The organism is Phyllobacterium sp. YR620 (genome assembly GCF_900104165.1).
GTDB classification, from domain to species: Bacteria; Pseudomonadota; Alphaproteobacteria; order Rhizobiales; family Rhizobiaceae; genus Phyllobacterium; species Phyllobacterium pellucidum.
Genome location: NZ_FNJP01000002.1, coordinates 383635 through 409656, shown reverse-complemented (window position 1 = coordinate 409656; position 26022 = coordinate 383635). Strand labels below are relative to the sequence as shown.

22 protein-coding genes are annotated in these 26022 nt (G+C 60.5%); 10 read left to right on the top strand and 12 right to left on the bottom strand.

What is annotated here, in order from left to right; all coding sequences use genetic code 11:
• Position 1: 1 nt before the first annotated feature.
• The 5 genes from tsaE (at position 2) to trxA (ending at position 9287) form a co-directional block, all read left to right on the top strand.
• Positions 2-1513 carry a tRNA (adenosine(37)-N6)-threonylcarbamoyltransferase complex ATPase subunit type 1 TsaE gene (tsaE, locus tag BLR72_RS08720; protein ID WP_091947401.1) on the top strand — a complete coding sequence of 504 codons (1512 nt, stop codon included), beginning with the start codon at positions 2-4 and terminating at the stop codon, positions 1511-1513.
• Complete coding sequence (locus tag BLR72_RS08715; protein ID WP_091947397.1) at positions 1513-2238, top strand: nucleotidyltransferase family protein; 726 nt, start codon at positions 1513-1515, stop codon at positions 2236-2238. The genes tsaE and BLR72_RS08715 overlap by 1 nt, the downstream gene beginning before the upstream one ends.
• Positions 2231-5359: a double-strand break repair protein AddB gene (gene addB, locus BLR72_RS08710; RefSeq protein ID WP_091947395.1), complete on the top strand. Its 3129-nt coding sequence runs from the start codon at positions 2231-2233 to the stop codon at positions 5357-5359. The genes BLR72_RS08715 and addB overlap by 8 nt, the downstream gene beginning before the upstream one ends.
• Positions 5356-8853, top strand: a complete 3498-nt coding sequence (addA, locus tag BLR72_RS08705; RefSeq protein WP_091947392.1) for a double-strand break repair helicase AddA — start codon at positions 5356-5358, stop codon at positions 8851-8853. Before addB ends, addA begins: the two co-directional genes overlap by 4 nt.
• 110 nt (positions 8854-8963) lie before the next feature.
• Positions 8964-9287: a thioredoxin gene (gene trxA, locus BLR72_RS08700; protein WP_027230897.1), complete on the top strand. Its 324-nt coding sequence runs from the start codon at positions 8964-8966 to the stop codon at positions 9285-9287.
• 46 nt (positions 9288-9333) lie between these two features.
• Here trxA and BLR72_RS08695 read toward each other — a convergent pair whose 3' ends face one another.
• From BLR72_RS08695 to BLR72_RS08650, 10 genes are all read right to left on the bottom strand, one after another.
• Positions 9334-10662 carry a bifunctional folylpolyglutamate synthase/dihydrofolate synthase gene (locus BLR72_RS08695; RefSeq protein WP_091947389.1) on the bottom strand — a complete coding sequence of 443 codons (1329 nt, stop codon included), beginning with the start codon at positions 10660-10662 and terminating at the stop codon, positions 9334-9336.
• Positions 10663-10695: 33 nt separating this feature from the next.
• Complete coding sequence (accD, locus tag BLR72_RS08690; protein WP_091947386.1) at positions 10696-11628, bottom strand: acetyl-CoA carboxylase, carboxyltransferase subunit beta; 933 nt, start codon at positions 11626-11628, stop codon at positions 10696-10698.
• Between the two features lie 45 nt (positions 11629-11673).
• Entirely contained in the window at positions 11674-12513 is an 840-nt protein-coding gene (gene trpA / locus BLR72_RS08685; protein ID WP_091947383.1) for a tryptophan synthase subunit alpha, read from the bottom strand.
• 2 nt (positions 12514-12515) lie between these two features.
• Positions 12516-13766 carry a tryptophan synthase subunit beta gene (gene trpB / locus BLR72_RS08680; RefSeq protein WP_091947380.1) on the bottom strand — a complete coding sequence of 417 codons (1251 nt, stop codon included), beginning with the start codon at positions 13764-13766 and terminating at the stop codon, positions 12516-12518.
• Positions 13767-13811: 45 nt separating this feature from the next.
• On the bottom strand, positions 13812-14471 hold the full coding sequence (locus BLR72_RS08675; protein WP_091947377.1) for a phosphoribosylanthranilate isomerase: 660 nt from the start codon (positions 14469-14471) through the stop codon (positions 13812-13814).
• A 55-nt stretch (positions 14472-14526) separates the two neighbouring features.
• Positions 14527-15168 carry a YdcF family protein gene (locus tag BLR72_RS08670; RefSeq protein WP_091947374.1) on the bottom strand — a complete coding sequence of 214 codons (642 nt, stop codon included), beginning with the start codon at positions 15166-15168 and terminating at the stop codon, positions 14527-14529.
• On the bottom strand, positions 15168-15926 hold the full coding sequence (locus BLR72_RS08665) for a M48 family metallopeptidase (RefSeq protein ID WP_091947371.1): 759 nt from the start codon (positions 15924-15926) through the stop codon (positions 15168-15170). The genes BLR72_RS08670 and BLR72_RS08665 overlap by 1 nt, the downstream gene beginning before the upstream one ends.
• A gap of 103 nt (positions 15927-16029) precedes the next feature.
• A complete protein-coding gene (locus BLR72_RS08660) occupies positions 16030-16476 on the bottom strand; it encodes a DUF2852 domain-containing protein (protein ID WP_027230889.1) in 447 nt (148 codons plus the stop codon).
• Between the two features lie 117 nt (positions 16477-16593).
• Positions 16594-17739, bottom strand: coding sequence for a benzoate/H(+) symporter BenE family transporter (locus BLR72_RS08655; RefSeq protein WP_091947369.1), 1146 nt, complete (start codon positions 17737-17739; stop codon positions 16594-16596).
• Positions 17740-17747: 8 nt separating this feature from the next.
• Complete coding sequence (locus BLR72_RS08650) at positions 17748-18563, bottom strand: alpha/beta hydrolase (RefSeq protein ID WP_244506661.1); 816 nt, start codon at positions 18561-18563, stop codon at positions 17748-17750.
• 204 nt (positions 18564-18767) lie between these two features.
• Here BLR72_RS08650 and infC point away from each other — a divergent pair, with 204 nt between their 5' ends.
• The 5 genes from infC to pheT all read left to right on the top strand — a co-directional run bounded on the left by infC (position 18768) and on the right by pheT (position 23878).
• On the top strand, positions 18768-19304 hold the full coding sequence (infC, locus tag BLR72_RS08645) for a translation initiation factor IF-3 (protein WP_036813559.1): 537 nt from the start codon (positions 18768-18770) through the stop codon (positions 19302-19304).
• A gap of 241 nt (positions 19305-19545) precedes the next feature.
• Positions 19546-19746, top strand: a complete 201-nt coding sequence (gene rpmI / locus BLR72_RS08640; protein WP_027230885.1) for a 50S ribosomal protein L35 — start codon at positions 19546-19548, stop codon at positions 19744-19746.
• Positions 19747-19787: 41 nt separating this feature from the next.
• Entirely contained in the window at positions 19788-20189 is a 402-nt protein-coding gene (gene rplT / locus BLR72_RS08635) for a 50S ribosomal protein L20 (RefSeq protein ID WP_027230884.1), read from the top strand.
• Positions 20190-20300: 111 nt separating this feature from the next.
• A complete protein-coding gene (gene pheS, locus BLR72_RS08630; protein ID WP_027230883.1) occupies positions 20301-21383 on the top strand; it encodes a phenylalanine--tRNA ligase subunit alpha in 1083 nt (360 codons plus the stop codon).
• Between the two features lie 86 nt (positions 21384-21469).
• Positions 21470-23878, top strand: coding sequence for a phenylalanine--tRNA ligase subunit beta (pheT, locus tag BLR72_RS08625; protein ID WP_091947366.1), 2409 nt, complete (start codon positions 21470-21472; stop codon positions 23876-23878).
• Between the two features lie 131 nt (positions 23879-24009).
• Here pheT and BLR72_RS08620 read toward each other — a convergent pair whose 3' ends face one another.
• Both BLR72_RS08620 and BLR72_RS08615 read right to left on the bottom strand, forming a co-directional pair.
• Positions 24010-24822, bottom strand: a complete 813-nt coding sequence (locus BLR72_RS08620; RefSeq protein WP_027230881.1) for an aspartyl/asparaginyl beta-hydroxylase domain-containing protein — start codon at positions 24820-24822, stop codon at positions 24010-24012.
• 199 nt (positions 24823-25021) lie between these two features.
• Positions 25022-26017: an aldo/keto reductase gene (locus BLR72_RS08615; protein ID WP_027230880.1), complete on the bottom strand. Its 996-nt coding sequence runs from the start codon at positions 26015-26017 to the stop codon at positions 25022-25024.
• Between the last annotated feature and the right edge of the window lie 5 nt (positions 26018-26022).

The window sequence follows — 26022 nt, the reverse complement described above, 5'->3', positions numbered from 1 at the left end:
CATGGCACCGATCATCGTTCAATTGGCAACGACTGAGGAAACTGAGCGGTTTGGACAGGACCTTGCCCTGGCACTGCGCAAGGGAGACCTCGTGGCTCTTTCGGGCGATCTTGGCGCCGGCAAGTCGACGCTCGCCCGCGGGCTCATCCGCACGATTGCAGCGGACAATGATTACGAGGTTCCAAGTCCCACATTTACATTGGTTCAATCCTACCCGGAATTGCGACTGCCGGTCAGCCATGTCGATCTCTATCGCCTCTCCTCGGCCGAGGAAGTCGACGAACTTGGCCTGGAGGAGGCGCTGGAGGATGGCGTCGTGCTGGTCGAGTGGCCGGAGCGGGCCGCAGGCGCTCTGCCGCGCGAGAACCTTCGTATCGAGCTTATCCATGAGCGAGAGGGACGGGAGATCAGGATCGAAGGTGACGCGGCGACACTTGCTCGCGTCGAACGCTCCCTCGCCATTCGCGCTTTCCTTGCCTCGTCGGGCTTCGCAAAGGCGGAGCGGCGCTATCTTCTCGGCGACGCCTCGGCGCGCGGCTACGAGACGATTGCCAACGATGGTCAGTCGCCGCTGATCCTGATGAACGCGCCCTACAATCCCGGCGGTCCGGTCCTGCGCGACGGCAAGACCTACATGCAGATCGCGCATTTGTCGCAGTCGGTTACTGCCTTCGTCGCGATCGACAAACTGCTTCAAGCAAGGGGTTTCTCCGTTCCCGAAATCCATGCCGCCGATCTCGATGCGGGCTTTCTGATTATAGAGAATCTCGGCAGCGAGGGCATCCTCGATGCTGAGGGACTCCCGGTGCTCGCCCGGTATGAGGCAGCGGTGCGCCTGCTGGCCAGATTGCATCAATATTCGTGGCCGCAGGACATCGAAGCCGCTGACGGCTATGCACATCATATCCACCGCTTCGATCGCGACGCGATGATGATCGAGGTCGAGCTCCTGTCGGAGTGGTATGTGCCGCGAATGCGTGGCGCAGCACTCTCGCAAGAGTTGAAACAGGGCTACGTGGCAACATGGCATAAAGTCTTTAGCCAACTTAAGGATGCCGAGCAGAGCCTGCTTCTCAGGGACGTGCATTCGCCCAATATTCTGTGGCGCGCCGACCGGAAAGGGATGGACCAGGTAGGGCTGATCGATTTTCAGGATGCGATGATCGGGCCTTCCGCCTATGACGTCGCGTCCCTTGTACTCGATGCGCGGGTGACCATTTCTCCGGAACTGCAGGACCATCTGCTCCTGGCATATCTAGCAGAACGACGGGCCGCCGACCCGAAATTCGATGAAGCGAAATTCCGCGAAGCCTTTGCCATCATGGCTGCGCAGCGCAACGCCAAGATTCTCGGCATTTTTGTCCGCCTCGACGAGCGCGACGGCAAGCCAGCCTATCTAAAGCATCTCCCACGCATTCAAGCGTATTTTATCCGTGCGTTGCAGCACGAGGCTCTGGCGCCGATCAGAAATTGGTGCGAGAAGGCCGGCATACTCGATCCGGAGTTCCATTGATGAAATCTCCTCGCACGGCGATGGTTCTCGCAGCCGGTCTCGGCACGCGCATGGCCCCCCTTACGCTCACAACGCCAAAGCCGTTGATTAAGGTAGCCGGCAAACCATTGCTGGATTGGGGCCTTGATGCCTTGCGTGCTGCGGATGTCGAGCGCGCAATCGTCAATGTCCACTATCTTGCGGACCAGATTGAACAGCATGTCGCTGGGTACAGGCTGCCATCGATTATCGTATCGGACGAGCGGGCTGAACTTCTGGATTCTGCCGGCGGCATCGTCAATGCACTGGATCAGATTGGAAACGATCCGTTTTACGTCATCAACGCCGACACATTCTGGATCGATGGGGCGCGCCCAAATCTTGTCCTGCTCGCGGAAGGGTGGGATGATGATCGGATGGATATTCTTCTGATGATCGCGAACAAGAACCAGGCGACGGGCTATGACGGGCGCGGCGATTTTCATATGGACAAGCAAGGACGCCTCAGTCGTCTAGGGAAAGACGAAACATCTCCCTATATCTATGCCGGCGCCGCAATCATCCACCCGCGCATCTTCGCTGGCGAGGCGCAAGGAAAGGCGTCGCTCAATCGCTATTTCGACGCGGCGATTGCTGCGGACCGGCTCTATGGCGTGCAGATGGACGGCCTTTGGCTGACGGTGGGTACGCCGGCGGCAATCGGCGAGGCGGAAGCGGCCATTGCCGCACATAAGGTTCATGGTTGAGCGCAGACGGCCGCGGGTATTTTCCATTGCTCCCGGCGTCCCATTTCTGCCGGCGCTGATCGAAGCCATCCAGTCCGGAACACTGATCCCGGGCTTTCCCGCCGACGCTCGCGATCCTATGGCGCTGGCGCGGGCAACGATCTACGTTCCGACGCGGCGCGCGGCCCGAACCTTGCGCTCGCTGCTCGTGGAAAAAAGCCTGGTGAAATCGGCGATCCTCCCCGTCATCCGGCCGCTCGGGGATGTGGACGAAGATGCCGCCATGTTCGACATGGGCTCGGAGGCGTTCTTCGACCTTCTGCCGCCCATCAATGCGACGGAGCGGCTGCTGCTTCTGGCGAGCCTGGTAAGGCCTTGGCGCGAGCGTTTGCCCGACCATGTGCGTGCGCTCTTCGGCAATGAGGAAATTGCCATTCCGGCGACAACCGCCGACGCCATATGGCTGGCGCGCGATCTTGCCGGACTGATGGACCAGGTTGAAACCGAGGCGAGCGGCTGGGCGACGCTTGGCAATATCGTGGCTGAGGACCTGCCGAACTGGTGGCAGGTCACGCTCGAATTCCTCGATATCGTCACCGGCGTCTGGCCGCAAATCCTGGAGGAGCGCCGTCGTTCCAATCCCGCCGCGCATCGCAATCGCCTTATCGAGCTGGAGGCCGAACGTCTTTTGCGTAGTCCGCCGTCCTGGCCGGTGATCGCGGCCGGTTCGACAGGGTCGATCCCGGCCACCGCCAAGCTGCTCGCGGCGATCGCATCATTGCCGCAAGGAGCGGTCGTTCTGCCCGGCCTCGATCGCGATCTCGACGCAGCGAGTTGGGATATTCTGACCAAGGTCGAAGACAACCCCTCCATATTTGGCCACCCCCAATACGGCCTGCGCAAACTCCTGGGGGAGCTTGGCATTCTGCGCGACGATGTCATTCCTCTCGGGGCGCCGCTACCCGGGATGCGGGCGCGCGAGCGCCTTGTCAGCGAGTCGATGCGACCCGCCGACACCAGCGAGGCCTGGGCATATCTAGACCGGGCAGGCGGGGCATTTTCCGAAGCCACTGCCGATATCTGCTTGATCGAAGCGGCGAATGAACGCGAAGAAGCGCTCGCTGCCGCATTGGCCCTGCGCGAAGCGATTGAGGATTCGGGTCGTACCGCAGCGCTCGTAACCGCCGATCGGGATCTGGCGCGGCGCGTTTCTACGGAACTCGCCCGCTTCAACATCATCGCCGACGATTCCGGCGGCCATGCACTCCGCGAGACCTTGCCGGCGACGTTGATGCGCCTGGCGCTGGAGACGGTGTTCAACCCTGGCGATCCCGCTGCGCTTTTGGCACTGCTCAAGCATCCGCTGACGCGCATCGGCGGGCAGCGCGGCAAGGTGCGCAAAGTGGCAGAGACCATCGAACTCGTCGCCCTGCGTGGAGGGACCGGACGCGCGACCCTTGCGGACCTTGGAGCCTTCTTCAATCACCGGCTCGCGGAAACGAGCGGCACGCCCTTCGAACCGCTGTGGCTGCGGCACCTATCAGCGACGGATATCGAGGAGGCACGAGCGATCTGCGATGCGCTGAGCGGGTGCATGGCGCCAATTGTTGCCATGGCAGGCCATTCCGGCGCCGTCGCCTTGCCCGAAATCATTCATGCGAGTGTTACCGCGCTCGAAAATCTTGTGCGCGACGACAGTGGCGATATTTCCGCGCTCTACGAGGGGCCGGCGGGCGAGCAGTTTGCGGCTTTCCTTCGCAACCTCGTATCGGCCGACACCGGGCTGGAATTTGCGACGACCGAATGGCCGGCCATGGTCGAGGCGCTCCTCGCCGGCGAAGTCGTGAAGCCGAAAGTCGGCGCCCATCCACGCCTCTTCATCTGGGGCGCGCTCGAAGCCCGCCTGCAAACCGTCGATACGGTCGTCATTGGCGGTTTGAATGAAGGCTCCTGGCCGGGCAAGACGCGCAACGATCCTTTCATGTCGCGGCCGATGAAGTCGATCATCAAGCTCGAACCGCCGGAACGACGGACCGGCCTTGCAGCCCATGATTTCCAGATGGCGATGGGCATGGGTAAGGTCGTTCTTACCCGTTCGCAACGCTCGGCAAATGCACCGACGGTGGCCTCCCGCTGGCTGCAACGGCTGGATACGGTGCTTGGCAAGGATGCCGGTGCGACATTGCGGCAGCGAGGCGGCAAGTATCTTGGCTGGGCGCGCGAAATCGATCACGCCTTCGATGAAGATTTCGTCAAGCGCCCGGAACCGAAGCCGCCGCTCGATGCACGGCCGAAGCATTTCTCGGTGACCGAAATCGAAACCTTGCGGCGTGATCCATACGCGATATTTGCGCGGCGCATCCTGCGCCTGCGCCCGATCGAGCCTTTGATCCGCGATCCCGACGTTGCCGAACGCGGCTCGCTCTTTCATGACATCCTTGCCGCATTCACTGGCGAAAACATCGATCCGGTTGATGCCGATGCGATGGCAAAGCTCATGGATATTGGGCGGCGGCATTTTGATGCGAGCGCTCTGCCGGAGGAAATCGACGCGGTTTGGTGGCCGCGATTTCAGATGCTGGTACCGGAGTTCATCAATTGGGAGCGCGGGCGCGCGCAACTCATCGCCGAACGGCATGCGGAAATCGCATCCAAAAAGATCGCGGTTGATTCGACCGGCGTTACCTTGTCGGGGCGCGCTGACCGCGTCGATATCCGCCGCGACGGAACCGTCGATATCATCGACTACAAGACCGGTTCGACACCGTCGGTTCGGCAGGCGCATGTCCTACTTGCCCCGCAGCTCGCGTTAGAAGCGGCGTTGCTGGCCCGCGGCGGATTCCATGAGGTCGGGCGGCGCAATGCAACCGACCTGCTCTATGTCCGGTTGAGGCCACGAGGGAAGGTTGTCCCCGAATCGATTCTAGAAACCCGCAACAGCAGGAAGTCCGCGCCGGACCTTGGTGAGTTGGCATGGCATCGCCTGAGCGAACTCTTGAAAGCCTACCGCGACGTCGGCAAAGGATACCTGTCACGCGCCCTGCCATTCAAGGAGGGCGATCTGACCGGCGATTATGATCACCTCGCCCGTGTGCTGGAATGGTCGGCCGGCGGCGCCGACGACGAGGGTGAAGGATCATGAAGAAGCCGCTCGCCATTCCGGTGGAAACCATTCGCGACCAGAACCGCGCCGCCGATCCGAAGGATTCCGTCTGGGTGTCAGCGAATGCGGGTTCGGGCAAGACTCATGTTCTCACCGAACGCGTTATCCGGCTGCTGCTGGATGGGATTGATCCGTCCAAAATCCTGTGCCTGACCTATACGAAGGCAGCGGCGGCGGTCATGCAGAACCGTGTCTTTGCCCGCCTGTCGGAATGGGCGACGATGGATGAGGCAGCGCTCAGCCGCACGATTGAGAAAATCGACGGCGAACGTCCAGTTCCGAAAAGGTTGACGCAGGCACGCCGCCTCTTTGCCCGCGCGCTCGAGACACCGGGCGGGCTGAAAATACAGACCATCCACGCCTTCTGTGAAGCGATCCTGCATCAGTTTCCGCTCGAAGCGAATATCGCCGGTCATTTCGAATTGATGGACGATTTGATGCAGGTAGCGCTCGTCGGCGAGGCGCGCCGGCAACTGTTGCAAACCGCCCGGCTCGATCACAATGTCGAGCTTGCAGGCGCCTTCGGGGACGTGCTCGACGCGGCCGGTGAATTCGGCCTGCAGGCGCTGCTCGACGAAGCCATCGTGAAACGGCATGACCTTGCTTCATTCATCCGCGAAGTCGGCCACGATGGATTGCGTCGCCAGACCTTCTACGGGCACTTCGGCTTTAGGGGCGATGAAACGGAAGACGAAATAATCGCCGAATTCTGGCCGCTGCCCGAGCTCGATGATGGGGTGCTCGGGGAACTTCTCGACATTTCCGAAGGCGCCAAGCGCGCAGTCGACTTCGCGTGGCTGATCCGGTCCGCCGAGCAGGCGAAACGCACCGAGGAACTGGAGGACTTTCTGCGGGAAGCCTTTTACCTGAAATCCGGCGAACCGGTCAGCGGCGCCAAGCTCGCGACCCGGGCCGTGGTCGACAGGGTGCCCGACTTCGAGGATCGCTTCGAAAGGGCGGCGGAGCGGGTGCGCGGCGGTCTTGACCGCCTCAAGCAATACAGGCTCATCGGACTGACCCTGTCCGCATTCGTGCTGGTGGACGAATTGCTCGGCCGCTATCAGGAGATGAAGCGGTCTCGCGGACTGCTCGATTTCGACGACCTTATCGTGCGCACGGTCAATCTGCTGGCGCGCCAGGATGCGGGCCCCTGGGTGCAGTACAAGCTCGACAAGGGTATCGATCACATACTTGTCGACGAGGCGCAGGATACGAGCCCGAACCAGTGGAAAGTTATCCGGCTGCTCAGCGAGGAATTCTTTGCCGGCAAAACAGCGCGTGAGGTACGTCGCACTCTGTTTGCGGTGGGTGATGAGAAGCAGTCGATCTATTCGTTCCAGGGGGCCATTCCGGAGGATTTTGCCGCTCACGGCAGGGCAACGGAACGCAATGCCGGTCAGGCGGATCTGAGCTTCGCCAAGGTCAACCTCAATTTCTCTTTCCGCTCCGCCCCGGACGTGCTCTCGGCTGTAGACAAGGTTTTTGCCCGGGCCGAAGCGCACCGTGGCTTTGGCCGCGATCATGGATCGACTGTCCACACAGCGATACGCGGCAGCGATCCGGGCGAAGTCGAAATATGGGACGTGCTGACGCCGGACACGACCCCGGAGGTGGAGGACTGGCGCACGCCGGTCGACAGCCTGCGCGCGCCACCCGTGCGGCTCGCCGAGCAGATCGCCAGGACCATCGAACTCTGGCTGAAGAACGGCGAGGTGTTGCCGGGGCAGGGACGCAGGATCGAGGCACGCGACATCATGGTGCTGGTTCGCAAGCGCGACCAGTTCATGCATGCCCTGTCGCGCGAACTGAAACGGCGGCACGTGCCGGTCGGCGGGGCAGATCGGCTGAAGCTGACCGACCACATTGCGATCAAGGACCTGATGGCGCTTGGTCGCTTCATGTTGCTGCCCGCCGACGACCTCTCTCTGGCCGCCCTGCTTAAGAGCCCGCTGTTCAAGCTTGGAGACGATGAACTGTTCGTCCTTGCCCATGGCCGCGCCGAAAACGAGACATTATTCCACCGGCTGAACAGCCGTGCCGAGGACGACCTTACGTTCCATGCTATTGCCCAGCGCCTGAAGGAATGGCGCAGCCGCGCCGATACGCTCCCTGTCTTCGAGTTCTACGCTCATATCCTTGGACCAGGCGGTGCGCGGCGCGACCTGCTGGCGCGGCTTGGCCAGGAAGCCGGTGACGTCATCGACGAGTTCCAGAATTATGCGATCGCGACCGAGCGTACCGGGTTGCCAGGCCTGCAGGCCTTTCTTGAAACGCTGGAAGCCGCAACGCCGGAGATCAAGCGCGAATTCGACCAGAGCCGCAACGAAGTACGGATCATGACCGTCCATGCCTCAAAGGGCCTGGAGGCTGCCGTGGTCTTTCTCGTCGATCCTGGCAGCGCGGCCTCGGCCGGCGGACGAAATCCCAATCTCGTCTCCTTCGATATGCGCGAAGAGGACGGTTGGCAGGGCAAGGGTTTCCTTTTCGTACCGTCGAAATTCCATGCAACAGCATTCACGGGCACATTGCTCGATACCTTGAAGCTGCGCGCTGAAGAGGAGTATCGCCGCCTGCTCTATGTTGGGATGACCCGCGCCGAAGACCGCCTGATCGTCTGCGGCTATCGCGGCATAAGACAGGCCCCCGAGACGTGGCACAATTTGGTTGATGCCGGTCTCGGCGATGCGAGCCTGCCGTTCGATCATCCTGTGGAAGGTGTCAACGCGAGGCGCTATCGCATCACCCAGCCCGACGATCGCGATATTGCGGTTCCCGAAGACCGGCCGGCAGCCACCGAGGTCGCGTTTCCCGCTGCCTTCAGAAAGCCGATGCCGCGCGAACTGGGTCTGCCGCGACCGCTCGCCCCGTCAGGCGTGTCGGTTGTGATCGAGCCGGACGATGAAGCCCCACTGGTCACTGGATCGCCGGTTCTCTCCGGGGATCGCGGCACGTCATCCTTTGCCATCCGCCGCGGCATCGTCATCCACGCTCTGTTGCAGACACTGCCTGATCTACCCGCTGAACAACGGATGGCAGCGGCGGACCACTATCTGGCGCGGGCCGCGTTCGACTGGGAACCACAGGAGCTTGACGTGGCGCGGAGGTCGGTATTTGCGATCCTCGACGATGCAAAGTTCGCTGCCGTCTTTGCCGAAGGCTCGCTGGCAGAGGTGGCCGTCATGGGGACATTGCATCTGCGCGGCAAGGACCACGCCGTATCCGGCGTCGTCGACCGACTCGCCGTCGTGGGCAATCGCGTCGTCATCATCGACTACAAGACCAACCGGCCGGCACCTCAAATGCTGGCGAAAGTACCGGAAACCTATGTCGCCCAGCTTGCGCTCTACCGCGAGTTGCTGGCGCCACTTTACCCCGGCAAGACCATCGAAACCGCCTTGCTCTTCACCGAGGGCCCCCACCTCGTCGACATTCCCGAGGCGGCCATGAAGGAGGCGCTCGAGCGTCTGCGATAGGCACCCACGTAGACCTTTGCACTGAATCGTGACAAGACCTAGCTTGACGAGTGTGGATAGACTCACCACATGATGTGCAACACATTCAACAAACCTACAAGGAAAAGCCTATGGCTACCGTCAAGATCGACACCAGCAATTTTCAGTCCGATGTAATCCAGGCTGGCCAGCCTGTCGTCGTTGATTTCTGGGCGGAGTGGTGCGGCCCCTGCAAGATGATCGCGCCGGCCCTCGAGGAAATCGCGTCGGAGATGGAAGGCAAGGTCACGATCGCCAAGGTCAATATCGATGAGAATCCGGAACTGGCCGCCCAGTTCGGCGTCCGTTCCATCCCGACCCTCCTGATGTTCAAGGATGGCGAACTTGCCGCCAACCTCGTTGGTGCTGCTCCCAAGAGCAAGCTCAGCGACTGGATCAGAAATTCGGCTGCCTGATCAATCCGGACTGCACAACAAAAAACCCGGCCTTGTGCCGGGTTTTTTATTGCGGCGGCGTGCCGTTATCCGAGAGCACTTCGCCGGCAAGATAGAGCGAGCCGCCGATGAGGATGCGCGGCGCGGGCTCGCTGGAGTCCCAGCTATCGCGCAAGATTTTCAGGGCATTCTCCACCGAATGCACCGGCTCGGCGGAAAGACCCGCTTCATTGGCAGCGATTGCCAGCTCGTCGTGGGGGATACCGGCGCCGCTGGAGCGGACCGGCACCGTATAGACGTGGCGCGCCATGCCGGTGAATGCCTGGAAGTATCCCACAGGGTCCTTGGTATTGATCATGCCCGTAATGAGGAAAAGCGGGCGCTGACTGCGGTCTTCAAGGGTGGCGATCGCCTCTGCGACCACGAGGCCCGCACCGGGATTGTGCCCGCCGTCGAGCCAGATCTCCGAACCGGGTACGGATAGTTCAACAAGCTTGCCCTTGACGAGGCGCTGCATGCGCGCCGGCCACTCCACGGTGGTCATGGCGCGCTCAACGGCCTGTTCGGGAACTTTAAAGCCGGCGGTCCGCACGGCCTGGATGGCCGCAGCCGCATTGGCCAGTTGGTGCCGGCCAAGAAGGTTCGGCAGGGGCAGGTCCATCAGGCCGGTATTGTCCTGATAGATCATGCGACCGCGCTCTTCGAAGCTCAGGAAATCCTGACCATAGACGGCATAGGGACAATCGCGGCGCTCGGCGGTCTCGATCAGGACCATGCGCACGGCTTCTTCGTCCTGCGCGCCAATAACGACGGGGCAACGGGGCTTGATTATGCCCGCTTTCTCGGCCGCAATGAGCTCCACACGATCGCCAAGATAGGGCTGGTGGTCGAGCGAGATCGGCATGATGACGCTTACCGCCGGCTCCGGGATCACATTTGTCGCGTCGAACCTTCCGCCAAGACCGACCTCAAGAACAACGGCGTCCGCCGGGTGCTCGGAAAAAAGCACAAAGGTGACTGCCGTCAAAATTTCAAAAACGGTGATCGCCTGCCCCGCGTTGGCTTCGGCAACGCGCTTTACCGCTTCCGCCAGAACCGCATCCTCGACAATCTTGCCGCCGCCCGGTGCACCGAGCCTGTAACGCTCATGCCAGCGCACGAGATGGGGGGAGGTATGCACATGCGCGGTATAGCCCGCAGCCTCGAGCAGTGCGCGAGAGAAGGCTACCGCCGAACCCTTGCCGTTGGTCCCGGCGGCATGGATCACGGGCGGGAGTCTCAGATGCGGATTGCCCAACGTGTCGAGCAGGCGTGTGATCCGGCCGAGCGACAGGTCGAAGCCCTTCGGGTGCAAGCCGAGCAGCCGTTCTATTTCCTTTTCAGCATGCGACGACATTGCACATCCGGCTTTAGGTATGGCGCAGCGGCATCAGGAATCGGCCTTGGCCGGAACCGGCAAAGCGGTGGTGGCGAGACCATTCGGCACATCGGTCTCCTCGGCAATTTCCGTCGCCGGCTGGCCCATCATCATCTTGAGGAGCCGGGCAATAGTCGTCTTGAGCTGCGGCCGCGGCACCACCATGTCGACCATGCCGTGGGTTTTCAAATATTCGGCGCGCTGGAAACCTTCCGGCAGTTTCTCGCGGATGGTCTGTTCGATGACGCGCTGCCCGGCAAAGCCGATCAGGGCGCCTGGTTCTGCAATATGGATATCGCCGAGCATGGCATAGGATGCGGAGACGCCGCCGGTCGTCGGATTGGTCAGGACGACGATATAGGGCAGGCCGGCTTCCTTCAGCATTTCCACGGCAACCGTGGTGCGTGGCAGCTGCATCAGCGAAAGAATGCCCTCCTGCATGCGCGCCCCGCCCGATGCGGCAAAGAGCACCAGCGGCTTCTTCTGTTTGATCGCTGTTTCAAAACCCTTGATGATTGCCTCGCCCGCTGCCATCCCGAGCGAACCGCCCATGAAGCTGAAGTCGTGGATCGTGACGACGATCGGCAGACCCTCGATGGTGCCGAGGGCGTTGATAATTGCGTCGTCCTGCCCGGTCTTGGTGCGATGTTCCTTGAGGCGGTCGATATAGCGCTTCTCATCGCGGAATTTCAAAGGATCGATGGCGACCTTGGGCTGCTCGAGCGTCTCGAAAATCCCGTCATCGAAGAAAAAGCGCAGCCGATCACGCGCCGGAATGCGCATGTGGTGGCCGGAAGACGGCACGACCCACTGGTTCTTTTCGAGATCCGTGTGGAAGACCATCTCTCCGGACTCCGGATCCTTGATCCAGAGATTCTCCGGCATTTCACGGCGGCCAAGCATCGAGTTGATCTTTGGCCGAACGTAATTCGTGATCCAGTTCATGATCGGTCCTGTTCTTCCGTCAAAGGTTCAGGTGATTTAGAGCTTCTACTCGGCCGCCGCAAGGCGTACAGCCCTGACGCCGCTGGAGAGGCCCTGCACCATGGTGGCAACTGCCTCGGCAGGATCGGCGACCAGCGAGCCATCGGGACGGATGGTATTGGCAACGGCATTGATGATCGCCGTACCGACGACGACACCGTCGGCAGCGCTGCCGATCACTTTTGCCTGTTCTGCGGTCTTGACGCCGAAACCGACGACGACCGGAAGGTCAGTGTGCTTCTTGATGCGCTCCACGGCGCTCGCAACCTTCGACGTGTCGGGAAGCGCCGAACCGGTGATGCCGGTCATCGATACGTAATAGACGAAGCCGGAGGTGTTCTGCAGCACTTTCGGCAGGCGCTTTTCGTCCGTCGTCGGCGTCGCCAGGCGAATGAAGTTGATCCCGGCCTTGATGGCGGGGATGCACAGCTCTTCGTCCATTTCCGGCGGCAGGTCGACGATGATGAGACCATCGATTCCCGCAGCAACGGCATCCTCCAGGAAGCGGTCGACACCGTAAATGTAGATGGGATTGTAGTAGCCCATCAGCACGATCGGCGTCGTATCGTCGCTCGCGCGAAACTGCCGGGCAAGCTCCAGGGTCTTCGTCAGGGTCATGCCTTTTTTCAACGCCCGCAGGCCCGCAGCCTGAATGGCGGGGCCATCAGCCATGGGATCGGAGAAGGGCACGCCGAGTTCGATGATATCGGAACCCGAGACCGGCAACGACTTCATGATCCTGAGCGAGGTGTCGAAATCCGGGTCGCCGCCCATGAAGTAGGTCACGAGCGCCGGACGCCCCTCAACTTTAAGGGCAGTAAATTTCCTGTCGATACGGGTCGTCATGATCAGATGTCCATTCCAAGCAGTTTGCCGACCGTGTGTACGTCCTTGTCGCCGCGGCCGGATAGATTGACGATCATGATCTTGTCCTGCGCCATCTGCGGCGCGATCTTCACCGCATGCGCAATGGCATGGGCGGATTCGAGCGCCGGAATAATACCCTCGACGCGTGTCGTCAGCTGGAAGGCGTCGAGCGCCTCATTGTCGAGGATCGGCACGTAGGAAACGCGGCCCGTATCGCGCAGCCAGGAATGCTCGGGACCGACGCCCGGATAATCGAGGCCGGCCGAAACCGAGTGGCCGTCAAGGATCTGGCCATCCTCATCCTGCAGGAGGTAGGTGCGGTTGCCGTGCAAAACGCCGGGACGGCCTGCGCTCATCGAGGCACAATGTTCGATACCGTCAAGCCCTCGTCCGCCAGCCTCGATGCCGATGATCTCGACGCTCTTGTCGTCGAGGAACGGGTGGAACAGGCCGATTGCGTTGGACCCGCCGCCGACGGCAGCAATGATCGTGTCGGGCAGTCGTCCCTCCTGTTCGAGGATCTGCTCGCGTGCCTCAATGCCGATGACGGACTGGAAGTCGCGAACGAGTTCGGGATAGGGATGGGGACCAGCGGCAGTGCCGATCAGGTAGTAGGTGTCGTCGACATTGGTGACCCAGTCGCGCAGCGCCTCGTTCATGGCATCCTTGAGCGTGCCATGGCCGGAGGAAACCGGCTTCACTTCGGCACCAAGCAGCTTCATGCGGAAGACGTTCGGCTTCTGCCGTTCGACGTCGGTCGCGCCCATATAGACGACGCAGGGGAGCCCGAAGCGGGCCGACACCGTAGCCGAGGCGACGCCATGCTGTCCGGCGCCAGTCTCGGCGATGATGCGGGTCTTGCCCATGCGCTTGGCGAGCAGGATTTGCCCGAGGCAATTGTTGATCTTGTGGCTGCCGGTGTGATTGAGGTCTTCGCGCTTGAAGTAGATCTTGGCGCCGCCAATGCCGCCCTGATCCTTGGCGAGCTGGCGCACGTGCCGAGTCAGGCCCTCGGCATAATAGAGCTTGGACGGGCGGCCGGCATAGTGCGTGGAAAGCGCCTGAAGCTCGGCCTTGAAGGCCGGATCATTCTTGGCGTCGTCATAGGCCTGCTGCAATTCAAGAATGAGCGGCATCAGCGTTTCGGCAACAAAGCGCCCGCCGAAAATGCCGAACATGCCCTCTTCGTCGGGACCCGTCTTGAATGAATTGGGCTCAACCACCTTGTTCACTGCTCCACTCCGTTCCTGGGATAGTCGCCGAAACGACTGCCCGCCTTAAGCCGCATCGGCGCTTTTGGCAGCGCGCACGGCCCTGAAAAATTCCTCGATAAGCCCGACATCCTTCACGCCAGGCGCCGATTCGACACCGGATGAAACATCAATGCCGCCGGGTAATGTCGCCTGCAATGCCTGGCCGATATTACCGGCATTCAGCCCGCCGGACAGAATGTAATCGAGCGAGCCGTCAAGCTCACTTAAGACCTGCCAATCGAACGCGACGCCATTGCCGCCCGGCAAGGCGGAGCCTGCAGGTGCCTTGGCATCGAACATCAGCCGATCGGCGATGCCGATGTACGGTTCGATCTGCGCAAGGTCGCCGCGCTCGCGCAGCGAGAAGACCTTGATCACCGGGAGGCCATAACGCGCTTTCACCTGCCGCACGCGCGAGACGCTCTCGTGGCCGTGCAACTGCAGCATATCAGGCGCCATTTCGGAAACGATCGCATCGAGCGCGGCATCGTCGGCATCAACGGTAACGGCAACGGCCTTTGCTCGGCCTGCGGCGGCGCGGCGCAGACGACCGGCCTCGGCAGGGTTAATATTGCGCGGGCTCTTTGCAAAGAAGATGAAGCCGATATGCGTGGCGCCACCGTCGAGGGCAGCGGCAACTGCTTCGTCGGTTTTCAATCCGCATATCTTTATATCAAGGCTCATGACCCGCCACTCGCATGAAAATGCGCCAAAGTCGAGGATTTTGCATCGGACTCTGTCACAGATGGTGGTGATAGCCCTTCGCGACAAGAAATTCGAACGCATCTACGACGGATACGGGGATGGATTGCGCTGTCTGATAGCCCTTGATGGGGTAAATCCTCATGCGATGCACGTCGCCGACCATCTCGTTGATAAGGCCCTCAAGCGAATAGGCCGTCGTCGGTTGGTCTTCGAAACGGGTAAGTGGTGCGGTCACCAGCGTTGTAACTTCAGGCCATTGTGCATCCGCCGTGGCGCGGACGCGCCGCTGGGTCTGCGGCTTGGTGACCATAATGACCCGCTGGATATGCTCGCCGGCCATTGATCTGGCAAAGCGGATATTCTCGCCGATATTGGTGGCGTGGGGCTCGATGAGAATGGAGACGGCGGGCACGCCAAGATTGACGGCACGTTGCGCAAACGCCTCTGCCTCGCTGTTTTCATAAAGGTTGCCGGTCCAATTGCCGGATTTGCCGGTAAAGAGAATGCGCGGCGCCAGACCCTGGTGAAACAACGCGGCGCAATGGTCGGCGACGCGCAGATCGTAGCTGCCGAGCCCGATGATCAGGTCCGACTTGGCGAGCGGATCGTAGATGTGGTGATACTCCCACAGCGTTTTTGCGGCCTGCAAAACCGGCATTGGAAGATCGACTGCCATCAGCTGAAATCGATTGCCTGCAATGCGCCGCCATTGCGCTTCAGCCAGGCCTTGCAGCGATCGGTATCGGGGCAAAGCTCGCCGCACAGCTTCCAGAATTTCGGACCGTGGTTCATTTCCTTAAGGTGTGCGACCTCGTGCGCGACCAGATAGTTGATGATCGGCGGCGGGGCCATCATGATGCGCCAGGAAAAGGACAGCGTGCCATCGGAGGTACAGGAGCCCCAGCGGCTTTTCGTATCCTTCAACCGCACCGCTTTTGCGCGTCGGCCGACAGCCGCAGTATGGCGCGCGACGAGCATTTCAAGGTCGCGGCGGGCTTCCCGCTTGAGGAAATCGCCGACGCGGCGGGCAAGATGCGGGCGGTCACCGCAAACGATGAGCAATGGCCCGTCTGGTCCCGGCTCCTGCCGCACCGTGCCGCGCTTGGCGGGTTCGTGGACGATGAGATGCGGCACACCTCGCACCGGTATCTTCACGCCGGGGCGCACCTTGGGCTGGTCGGGCATCTTGGAAATGCGGGTCTCGATCCAACCCTCGTGGCGCGTGAGGAACTTGTCGATCTCTCGCACCGGCATGCCGGGCGGCACGGTCATGCGCAGCCCCTTGCCACCGGCATCGATCCGCAGTGTCAAGCGCGTAGCGCGAGGGTTCTCCATGACGCGCAGCGGCAGAACGCGCCCGGCCACCTCATAGCTGCGTTCAGCCGTGAGCGTGGCGGACTTTTTCGGCGGATTCCGAAACAGGGACAGGATCATGCGGCCACTTTAGTTGATTCGAGGGGTGTCGCCAGCCAAAACAGGAGCGGCGCCGGGACATCCCGGCGCCGCCTCATACAGCAACGAACGATTGAAACAGGGTTTATTCGCCGTTGCCTTCATTCACATCAGGAACCGATCCCGAAGGCTTCCTGGCGTTGCGGTCGGCCATGAAGCGGTCGAATTCTTCCCTGTCCTTGGCGCGGCGCAGTTCCTGCGCGTAGGTCTCGAACTCGGCGCGCATCTCTTCGAGCTTGCGGCGTTCCTCGTCGAGGCGCTCCAATTCCTTCTCGCGCCATTCGTCGAAGGCGACGTTGCCGGTGCCGAACGGACCTCTGCCGAAACGCTGCGAACGGCGATTGCGGCGCCACGCACCGCAAACGTTTTCAGCGGCATTGTTCATTTCGTGTTTGAAACCGCCAAACCGGTTGCCCCAGACAATGTAGGCAAGCATGGCTAAGCCAAGTGGCCAGAACAGCATGAAACCGATAATCATCAGAGCGATGGTCGCCGGGGTCCAGCCTGGCCGGATCAAAGCAGCATTGTTCATCTAAAGCCCTTCCTTACTGAAGAAAGCCCGACCCCGATTGGTCGATCGATTACGACATGGGAAGGCAATTTTGGCTTTTCAAGAAAACGTGACTCCAAATGCGACAAGCCTTTGGAATCAGACCGCTTTCTTTACGTGATCGAGCCAATAGACGAGCAGGCCCGCAACGAGCGCCCAGAAGGCCGCGCCGATTCCCGCGATCGAGATGCCGGATGCAGTGACCGAGAAGGTCACGATTGCTGCAAGGCGCTCCTTTTCTGTCTTGAGCGCGAGCGACAGCGCGTTGGTAAATGCACCGATAAGGGCGAGGCCGGCGACGAGCGCGATCAGCGGCGCCGGCAGAACTGCGAAGAGCGCGACGAGGGAGGCGCCGAAGATCGCAAATATCAGATAGGAAAGCGCATAGAACGGTCCCGTCAGCCAACGCTTCTGCGGGTCAGGATGGGCATCGGGACCGGTGCATATGGCAGCCGAGATCGCCGCCATATTGCTGGTGTGCCCACCAAAGGGCGCGCTCAGCAGCGAGACGAGGCCGGTCACCTGCAAAGCCGCGGCCGTGGGTGGCTCGTAACCTGCAGCGCGCAACACAGCAAAACCCGGCAGGTTCTGCGAAGCCATGGTGACGAGATAAAGCGGCAAGGCAAGGCCGATCATGGCGCGCAGGTCGAACACCGGCATGATCAGCGTCAATGTCGACAGTTCGACCGAGGGTACGCTTGCCACGCGCCCGCTGGCAAAGGCGTATACCACGCCGCCGAAGAGTACCGCGAGGACGGCCATGGCAGGGTTATAGAGCCGGATGATGAAGAACAGCGCCGCCAGCGGCAAAACAAAGAGCGGATCAATCGGTATGGTTCGCGCCGCGCCGATGAGGAAGGCAAAGAGCACGCCGGCAAGCATGCCCGAGGCGATGGAAGCCGGGATCTTCGAGACGAAAGCCGAGACGGGCTTAATCAACCCGGTAAGGATGATGGCAAGGGCGGTGACGATAAAGGCACCGACGGCCTCAGGCATGGTAAAGCCGATTGACCCGCCGATAAGCGCAAGGCCGGGGGTCGACCATGCACTGATAATCGGCATTTTGTAGCGCCAGCTGAGGTAGCCGGTGGCGAAGAACATGGCGAGACAAACGGCGGTGACCCAGCTTGCAGTCTCGGCCTGTGTCGCGCCCAGCGCCTGCGCCGCCGCGATAATCAGCGCCAGCGTACCGCCGAAACCGACGACCGCAGCAACGACGGCAGAAGCAACCACTGAAAAACGCATGAGGTGACCTATTGAACGGGCGGGCGGGACTTTGGATGGGTGATGCGATCGACCATTGAAGACACGGTTCGCGTCAGAAGCTCAAGGTCCTGCGGGCGGGAAAGGCGGTGGTCGCCGTCGCGAACGAGGGTGATCGTCACGTCGTCGACGGGAAGATGATCGACGAGCCGCAAGGCATGGCGATAGGGAACGTCGTCGTCCTTCATGCCTTGGAGAATGTGAATGGGGCAGTCGGTCTGGATGACGCCCTTCAATACCTGGTTGGTACGCCCGTCTTCGAGCAGCTTCTTCGTGTAGATATAGGGCTCTGGCGAATACTCCGACGGCTCTTCCATATAGCCAAGCTCGGCGATCTGACGCCGCTGCTTGTTGGTCAGTTGCGGCTCTACCAGTTCCGAGGTGAAGTCGGGCGCCGGCGCAATAAGGACGAGGCCGGCGACCCGTCCGCCTTCACCGACCTTCTGCAGTTCTTCGATGAGGCGTAGGGCAATCCAGCCGCCCATCGACGAGCCGATTACGATCTGGGGCCCGGAGGTGAAATCGCGGAACACCGCCAGCGTCTGTTCGAGCCAGAGCGAAATCGTGCCGTCGCGGAATTCACCGCGGGATTCGCCGTGCCCGGAATAGTCGTGCCGAAGATAGGCAAGGCCACTGCTTGCAGCCCATTGATCGAGCCATTCGGCCTTGGTGCCGAGCATGTCCGAGCGATAGCCGCCGAGCCAGACGAGACCGGGTTCGCCTCCATTCCGCCTGCGGTAGGCAATCTCGATCCCATCGACGGTGTGGAACTGGGGCGGGGTAATGTCCATGAGCATGCCTGTCATCTATCGCTATACTGCCTTTTGCCATGTTCGCACCTGGCAATAAAGCCCGCGATATTGCATAAAACTGAAACAATCCTATGTCTGTCATGGATGATTTATCCCGAAAAAAATGGTATTCGCATGGGCCCGACGCATAGAAGCATTGCGGCGCTGGTCCGACGGTGCTATTTGCGTTGACCGAAATAATTCAAGGAGACTACTGCCATTCGCCGACCCTTTAGAGCACAGGCGGTCCAGAAAGATGGACCTCGTTCGAACCGCGATATCCGCGTACCTCAGGTACAATTGATCGATGCCGAAGGTGAAAACCACGGTATCGTTACCATTCAGGCAGCACTGGCCATGGCCGATGAGGCCGGACTTGATCTCGTCGAGATCGTCCCCAATGCCGAGCCGCCGGTTTGCAAGATCGTCGATCTGGGCAAGCTGAAGTACCAGGGCCAGAAGAAGGCCGCTGAGGCGCGCAAGAAGCAGAAGACAGTCGAAATCAAAGAAATCAAGATGCGTCCGAACATCGATACGCATGACTATGATGTGAAGATGAAGGCGATCAAGCGGTTCTTCGATGAGGGCGACAAGGTCAAGGTAACGCTGCGTTTCCGCGGCCGTGAAATGGCGCACCAGGAACTCGGCATGCGTCTGCTCGACCGGGTGAAGGAAGATACTGTCGAGATTTCCAAGGTCGAGGCGGAGCCGAAGCTTGAAGGCCGCCAGATGATGATGGTGCTCGCACCGCGCTGACAGGCGCTTTCCTCGGATCAAGAGCCGCCTTCGGGCGGCTTTTTCATTTACAATCGGCCTTGATCGATTCAGTTGTTGCGCTTTTTCAGACTTCTGGTAATAAGGCCCCGTTCAAACCGCCCGGCAGGGCATGCCGTGGCGGTTTTGTATGCTTTCAGGCTTTGGTCGGCCTGAAGTGGAAAAACAGGAGCCGCCGTTTCATGGAAACACAAGGGCTCCTTTAGAAGAATGGAGTAGCAAAATGCCCAAGATGAAGACCAAATCTGCTGCCAAGAAGCGGTTCAAAGTAACCGGGACTGGCAAAGTCAAAGCCGCCGCCGCTGGCAAACGCCATGGCATGATCAAACGTTCGAACAAATTCATCCGTGACGCACGTGGCACAATGGTTCTTTCCGATGCCGATGCGAAGATCGTGAAGAAGTTCTTGCCCAACGGCCTCTAAGCCGGGCGCGTTTTTAGTCCTTAAGACAAGGAGATCATATCATGGCACGTGTAAAACGGGGCGTTACGTCCCACGCCAAGCACAAAAAAGTTCTGAAGCAGGCCGAGGGTTTCCGTGGCCGCCGCAAGAATACGATCCGCACCGCAAAGGCTGCCGTTGACCGTTCGAAGCAGTACGCTTATCGCGACCGCAAGAACAAGAAGCGCACGTTCCGCGCGCTCTGGACCCAGCGCATCAATGCCGCCGTGCGCGAGCATGGCCTGACCTACAGCCGTTTCATCGACGGCCTGTCGAAGTCGGGTATCGAAGTCGACCGTAAGGTTCTGTCGGATCTCGCGATCCACGAGCCGGAAGCATTCGGTGCACTCGTCGCTTCTGCCAAGAAGGCGCTTGAGTACCTCAAGAACACCACTCCGAACGCTTTTGAAGGCGCTGTCCACTAAGCCCAGCGCTCCCAAAGCATTTTCGGAAAATTAGACTTGGGAAACCCGCGCTGGCTCGGCTGGCGCGGGTTTTTCGATTTTTGTCATTGACGATCAGACAGGTGATGAACGATGGACGACCTGGTAGAACTGGAAAGCGTGCTTGTCGCGCAGATTGAGGCAGCCAATGACGAAGCGGCCATTGAGGCCGTACGCATTGCTGCACTCGGCAAGAAGGGCTCGATCTCGGAGAAGCTGAAGTCGCTGGGCGCAATGTCGCCGGAAGAGCGCCAGTTCCAGGGCCCGGCCATCAATGGCCTGAAGAACCGGATCACCGAAGCGCTGACGGCCCGCAAGGCCGCCCTCAAGGATGTGGCCATCGCTCTTCGTCTCGAAAAGGAAAAGGTCGACATCACGCTGCCGGTCCGCGCCTCTCCGGTCGAGCGCGGCCGCATCCATCCAATCAGCCAGGTCATCGACGAGATCACGGCAATCTTCGCCGACATGGGCTTCTCCATTGCCGAAGGGCCGGACATCGAGACCGACTATTACAATTTCACAGCGCTGAATTTTCCGGAAGGCCATCCGGCGCGCGAGATGCACGACACCTTCTTCTTCAATCCGGATGCCAACGGCGAACGGCGTGTGTTGCGCACGCATACGAGCCCGGTTCAGGTCCGCACCATGGAGAACCAGAAGCCGCCGATTCGCATCGTTATTCCGGGCAAGACCTATCGCATGGATTCCGACGCGACCCATTCGCCGATGTTCCATCAGGTCGAAGGCCTCGTCATCGACAAGACGGCGAATGTCGCCAACATGAAATGGGTGCTCGAAGAGTTCTGCAAGGCGTTCTTCGAAGTGCCGTCGTTGAAGATGCGCTTCCGTCCATCCTATTTCCCGTTTACCGAGCCATCGCTTGAGGTCGACATCCAGTGCGATCGCTCCGGCAAGGAAGTGAAGTTCGGCGAGGGCAATGACTGGATGGAGATTCTTGGCTGCGGCATGGTGCATCCGAATGTGCTGCGCGCCGGCGGCCTCGATCCCGATGAGTATCAGGGCTTTGCCTGGGGCATGGGCATCGATCGCATTGCCATGCTGAAATACGGCATGCCGGATCTGCGCGCTTTCTTCGATGCGGATGTGCGCTGGCTGTCGCATTACGGCTTCCGCCCGCTCGACATGCCGACCCTGTTTGGGGGCCTCAGCGCGTGAGCGGAGCGCTAAAAACCTGTTTCCGGTGCGAGCGGCTTGGCCTTGTCGAAACGCTCCAACGCTAAAATCTGAAAACGAGTGAAATCATGAAATTCACACTCTCCTGGCTAAAAGACCACCTCGAAACCGATGCGCCGCTCGACAAGATTGTCGAGACCCTGACGATGATCGGGCTCGAAGTGGAATCGCTCGACGACAAGGCGGCCTTGAAGCCCTTCGTCATTGCCAAGGTGCTGACTGCGGCCCGCCATCCCGACGCCGACAAATTGCAGGTTCTGACCGTCGACACGGGTGACGGCAAACCGCTACAGGTTGTCTGCGGCGCACCCAATGCGCGCGCCGGCTTGATCGGCGCGTTTGCGTCGCCCGGCACCTATGTCCCGGGCATTGATATTACGCTGTCGGTCGGCAAGATTCGCGGTGTCGAGAGCCATGGCATGATGTGTTCGGAACGCGAATTGCAGATGTCTGACGAGCACAATGGCATTATTGACCTGCCGGAAGATGCGCCCGTGGGCACCAGCTTTGCCGCCTATGCCGGGCTTGACGATCCTGTCATCGAGATCAATCTGACGCCCAACCGTCCGGATTGCACCAGTGTTTATGGCATCGCGCGCGACCTGGCTGCCGCCGGGATCGGCAAGCTCAGGCAACAGGCGATAGCGCCGGTGAAGGGAACGGGCGAGCCACAGGTTGGCGTTTCGCTCGATCTTGACCGCCACCTCTGCCCGGGTTTCGCCTGGCGCACGGTCAAGGGCGTCAAGAACGGCCATAGCCCGCAATGGCTGCAGCAGCGGCTGATCGCCATTGGCCTGCGGCCGATCAATGCGCTTGTCGATATTACCAACTACCTGACCTTCGACCGCGGCCGGCCCCTGCACGTGTTCGACGCCGACAAGGTGAAGGGCGATCTTACTGTTCGCCATGCCAGGGCAGGCGAGGAAATCCTCGGCCTCAACGGCAAGGAGTATAAGCTCGGCCCGGACAATGTCGTCATCGCCGATGCCGATGGGGTCGAGTCGATCGGCGGCATCATGGGCGGCGAACATTCCGGCTGCGACGAAAACACCACCAATGTGGTGATTGAATCGGCCCTGTGGGATGCGATGAACATCGCTCGTACCGGCCGCAATCTAGGCATCATCACCGATGCACGTTACCGCTTCGAGCGCGGTGTCGATCCGGAGTTCATGATTCCGGGGCTGGAACTGGCGACGCAGCTTGTGCTCGATTTCTGCGGCGGAACACCGTCGGAGGCGAAGGTCGTCGGCTATGAAGGCCACACGCCGAAGGTGGTCCGCTTCCCGCTATCGGACGTCAAGCGCCTGACCGGCATCGAGGTGCCTGCCGCAACCAGCCTCGACATCCTTTGGCGCCTGGGTTTCGTGCCACAAGGCACGGGCGAGGCTGTGGACGTGATCGTGCCCTCCTGGCGTCCCGATATCGACGGCAAGGCCGATCTCGTCGAGGAGGTCATGCGTATTCACGGCGTCGACCTCATCGAACCGCAAGCGCTGCCGAGCCATGCGACGGTCAACGGCAAGATCCTGACAACCCTGCAGATCCGCACCCGCCACGCCCGCCGGGCATTGGCAACGCGGGGCATGATGGAAGCTGTCACCTGGTCGTTCATTTCCGAAACGGCCGCCAAGGCATTTGGTGGCGGCCAGCCGGAATTGAAACTCGCCAATCCGATCGCTTCCGATATGTCGGACATGCGCCCCTCCCTGCTGCCCGGCCTGCTTGCTGCCGCCCAGCGCAATGCCGATCGCGGCTTTAGCGATCTTGCCCTGTTCGAGGTTTCTGGAACCTATGAGGGCGACACACCGGAAGCGCAGCGGCGCGTTGCCGCTGGGGTTCGCCGTGGCACCGCCCGTCTCGACGGCTCAGGCCGCCATTGGTCCGGCAATGCCGCGCCCGTTGGCGTTTTCGACGCCAAGGCCGATGCGCTCGCCGTGCTCGAGGCTTGCGGCGCGCCGGTGGACAAGCTGCAGATCGAATCCGGTGCTCCCGGTTGGTACCATCCCGGACGTTCGGGGGTGATCAAGCTTGGTCCCAAACTGGTGCTCGGCACCTTTGGCGAGTTCCATCCGAAGACGCTGGAAACGCTCGATGTCGGCGGCACGCTCTGTGGCTTCGAGGTTTTCATCGACGCTATCCCGGAGCCGAAGCTGAAGGCGACGCGTACCAAGCCCGCGCTTAACCTATCCGATTTCCAGGCGCTTCGCCGCGACTTTGCGTTCATCGTCGACAAGGGCGTTGAAGCTGGCGCAATCGTCAAGGCCGCTCTCAACGGCGACAAGAAGCTGGTGACAGGCGTTCAGGTCTTCGACGTGTTCGAAGGTGCGTCGCTGGGCGCAGACAAGAAGTCCGTGGCGATCGAGGTGGCGATCCAGCCGCAGGAGCGCACGCTGAACGACGAGGATCTAGAGGCGCTTTCGAAGCGGATTGTCGAGAATGTCGCCAAGCAGACCGGGGGCGTATTGAGGGGATAACCCCCCTCCCCGGACCACGTCGTTTCACTGCTATCGCGGGTCATTTGCGATCCGCCTGGGTCCTCGGGACAAGAGCCCGAGGATAATGGCAGAGTCTATTAGGCGAAGGAGAAGCACAGGCGAACCTTGCCTTACTTCTGAATGACCTTCCAGTTCTTGTAGAATACCGAATTGCTGCCCTTGAGCACGACGCCCATGAAGGCGACGACGGCGGCGAAGAATCCCGGTACGTAGGACGGGCGCAGGATATCGACGAAGAGGCAATAGCGCGTCTGGTCGGTCTGGTTCACTGACTGGTGCATCAGCGTATCATCGAAGATGAAGAGCTTGTCGTCCTTCCAGTAACTGGTGGTGTCGCCGCACCAGATATAGGCCGAGCGGTCATTCATGTCGTTGATATTGTAGAGGACGCGGATCGTTGCGCGCATCGGCCCGAAGTGCTTCGACGTCGAATTCTTCTTGTTGAAGACCGAAACCCCGATCGTCTTCACAAAGTTGTACTTCTCGTAGAACGAAGGCACGTTGGCGAAGCTTGGCTGATCCTTGCCGTACCATTTGAAGAAGAACATGCTGCGCGATTGCTGCTCGGCGCGCTGCTGCAACTGGCCAACGATATTCTCCTTCTGAGTCGCCGTAATCAGGCGCTTGACCTCGGCCTGATAATCGGAAGGCAGGTCCTGCAGGCGGTAAACACCCTTGTTGATATAAGGGAGCGAGAGAAGGTCGAGAATGATATTCAGCGGCGAAAGAACCCAGGTGAAAATGCCGTTGCCGAAGAAATACTGTTCGATCACCTGCAAGTTGAGATTCTTGTTGCGCGACAAATCATAGATGCCGCAGATCAGATAGAAGATCACCAGATATGGTACGAACCAGGCGATAATTGCCAGCACAACCAATCCGATACCCCAGCGCCTAAGCGACTTTTTCGTTGCTTTTTCCATGATGTTCCAGTTGAGCGCCATTATAGATTAGCCAACGGCGCGGCTTGTTGAGACAAATCGATCCTGCGCGATATACAACCGCCGACGCATTTTTAAAAGTGGCGAACGGCGGTCAGGTATAGGCACCGGGGGTCGGCAGTCTGTCAAGCCTCTGGAAGGAATGGCAGGGCGCCCTGTCGGAAACGCCCTGCGGTTGCAATCAGCCGTTGACGAGGGCGAGAGCCGCCTCGGTATAGCGCTTGCCGGCAACGCGGTTGGGAGAGAGCGCATCCCCGATCTTCGCAAGGTCCGCCGTGGACAATTCGATATCAGCCGCGGCGGCATTCTCCTCGAGGTGCTTGATCTTGCGTGCGCCCGGGATCGGTACGATGAAATCGCCCTGGTGCAGCACCCAGGCAAGCGCGAGCTGCGCCGGGGTGACACCCTTGTCGCCAGCAAGGCCCTTCAGCGTGGCAATCAGCACCGCATTGGCATCCATGTTCTCGGCCTGGAAGCGCGGCAGTGTCCGCCGCCAGTCATCCGTTCCGAGTTCGTCGGGCTTGCTGATCGTGCCGGTCAGAAGGCCACGCCCGAGCGGGCTATAGGGAACGAAGCCGATGCCCAACTCCTTGCACACGGCAAGAACCTCGTCCTCGGGATCGCGGCTCCACAGGGAATATTCGCTTTGTACAGCGGCGATGGGGTGCACCTTGTGCGCACGGCGGATCGTGGCGGCGCTCGCTTCCGAAAGGCCAAGCGCCTTGACCTTGCCTTGTTTTACGAGGTCGGCCATTGCGCCCACCGTATCTTCGATCGGGACGTTCGGATCAACGCGGTGCTGGTAAAAGAGATCGATCTGCTCAATGCCAAGGCGTCCGAGCGAGGCCTCCGCGACTGCTTTCACGTGCTCCGGCCGGCTGTCGACGCCGGCCATGCGCGCTGCGCCCACACCTTCGTCTGAAATCTTGAAGCCGAATTTCGTGGCGATCACCACCTTGTCCCTGCGGTCCTTCAGCGCCTTGCCGACCAGAATCTCGTTCTCGAACGGACCGTAGACTTCCGCCGTGTCGAAGAAGGTGACGCCGATATCGACTGCGTGCTGCAGCGTGCGGATTGCATCGGCTTCCTCCTGCCCGCCATAGGCGAAGCTCATGCCCATGCAGCCGAGACCGACGGCCGAGACGTTGAGTTCCGTTCCAAGTTTGCGTTTTTCCATCACTG

Excerpts from the sequence above, each read along its gene's own strand:
- trpA (WP_091947383.1), bottom strand. The coding sequence starts at position 12,513 with ATGACGACCCGTATCGACAGGAAATTTACTGCCCTTAAAGTTGAGGGG.
- accD (WP_091947386.1), bottom strand. The coding sequence starts at position 11,628 with ATGAACTGGATCACGAATTACGTTCGGCCAAAGATCAACTCGATGCTT.
- BLR72_RS08675 (WP_091947377.1), bottom strand. The coding sequence starts at position 14,471 with ATGAGCCTTGATATAAAGATATGCGGATTGAAAACCGACGAAGCAGTT.
- tsaE (WP_091947401.1), top strand. The coding sequence starts at position 2 with ATGGCACCGATCATCGTTCAATTGGCAACGACTGAGGAAACTGAGCGG.
- BLR72_RS08660 (WP_027230889.1), bottom strand. The coding sequence starts at position 16,476 with ATGAACAATGCTGCTTTGATCCGGCCAGGCTGGACCCCGGCGACCATC.
- BLR72_RS08655 (WP_091947369.1), bottom strand. The coding sequence starts at position 17,739 with ATGCGTTTTTCAGTGGTTGCTTCTGCCGTCGTTGCTGCGGTCGTCGGT.
- BLR72_RS08695 (WP_091947389.1), bottom strand. The coding sequence starts at position 10,662 with ATGTCGTCGCATGCTGAAAAGGAAATAGAACGGCTGCTCGGCTTGCAC.
- addA (WP_091947392.1), top strand. The coding sequence starts at position 5,356 with ATGAAGAAGCCGCTCGCCATTCCGGTGGAAACCATTCGCGACCAGAAC.
- BLR72_RS08615 (WP_027230880.1), bottom strand. The coding sequence starts at position 26,017 with ATGGAAAAACGCAAACTTGGAACGGAACTCAACGTCTCGGCCGTCGGT.
- rplT (WP_027230884.1), top strand. The coding sequence starts at position 19,788 with ATGGCACGTGTAAAACGGGGCGTTACGTCCCACGCCAAGCACAAAAAA.
- trxA (WP_027230897.1), top strand. The coding sequence starts at position 8,964 with ATGGCTACCGTCAAGATCGACACCAGCAATTTTCAGTCCGATGTAATC.
- BLR72_RS08665 (WP_091947371.1), bottom strand. The coding sequence starts at position 15,926 with ATGATCCTGTCCCTGTTTCGGAATCCGCCGAAAAAGTCCGCCACGCTC.
- BLR72_RS08650 (WP_244506661.1), bottom strand. The coding sequence starts at position 18,563 with ATGACAGGCATGCTCATGGACATTACCCCGCCCCAGTTCCACACCGTC.
- BLR72_RS08670 (WP_091947374.1), bottom strand. The coding sequence starts at position 15,168 with ATGGCAGTCGATCTTCCAATGCCGGTTTTGCAGGCCGCAAAAACGCTG.
- addB (WP_091947395.1), top strand. The coding sequence starts at position 2,231 with ATGGTTGAGCGCAGACGGCCGCGGGTATTTTCCATTGCTCCCGGCGTC.
- rpmI (WP_027230885.1), top strand. The coding sequence starts at position 19,546 with ATGCCCAAGATGAAGACCAAATCTGCTGCCAAGAAGCGGTTCAAAGTA.
- pheT (WP_091947366.1), top strand. The coding sequence starts at position 21,470 with ATGAAATTCACACTCTCCTGGCTAAAAGACCACCTCGAAACCGATGCG.
- BLR72_RS08620 (WP_027230881.1), bottom strand. The coding sequence starts at position 24,822 with ATGGAAAAAGCAACGAAAAAGTCGCTTAGGCGCTGGGGTATCGGATTG.
- pheS (WP_027230883.1), top strand. The coding sequence starts at position 20,301 with ATGGACGACCTGGTAGAACTGGAAAGCGTGCTTGTCGCGCAGATTGAG.
- BLR72_RS08715 (WP_091947397.1), top strand. The coding sequence starts at position 1,513 with ATGAAATCTCCTCGCACGGCGATGGTTCTCGCAGCCGGTCTCGGCACG.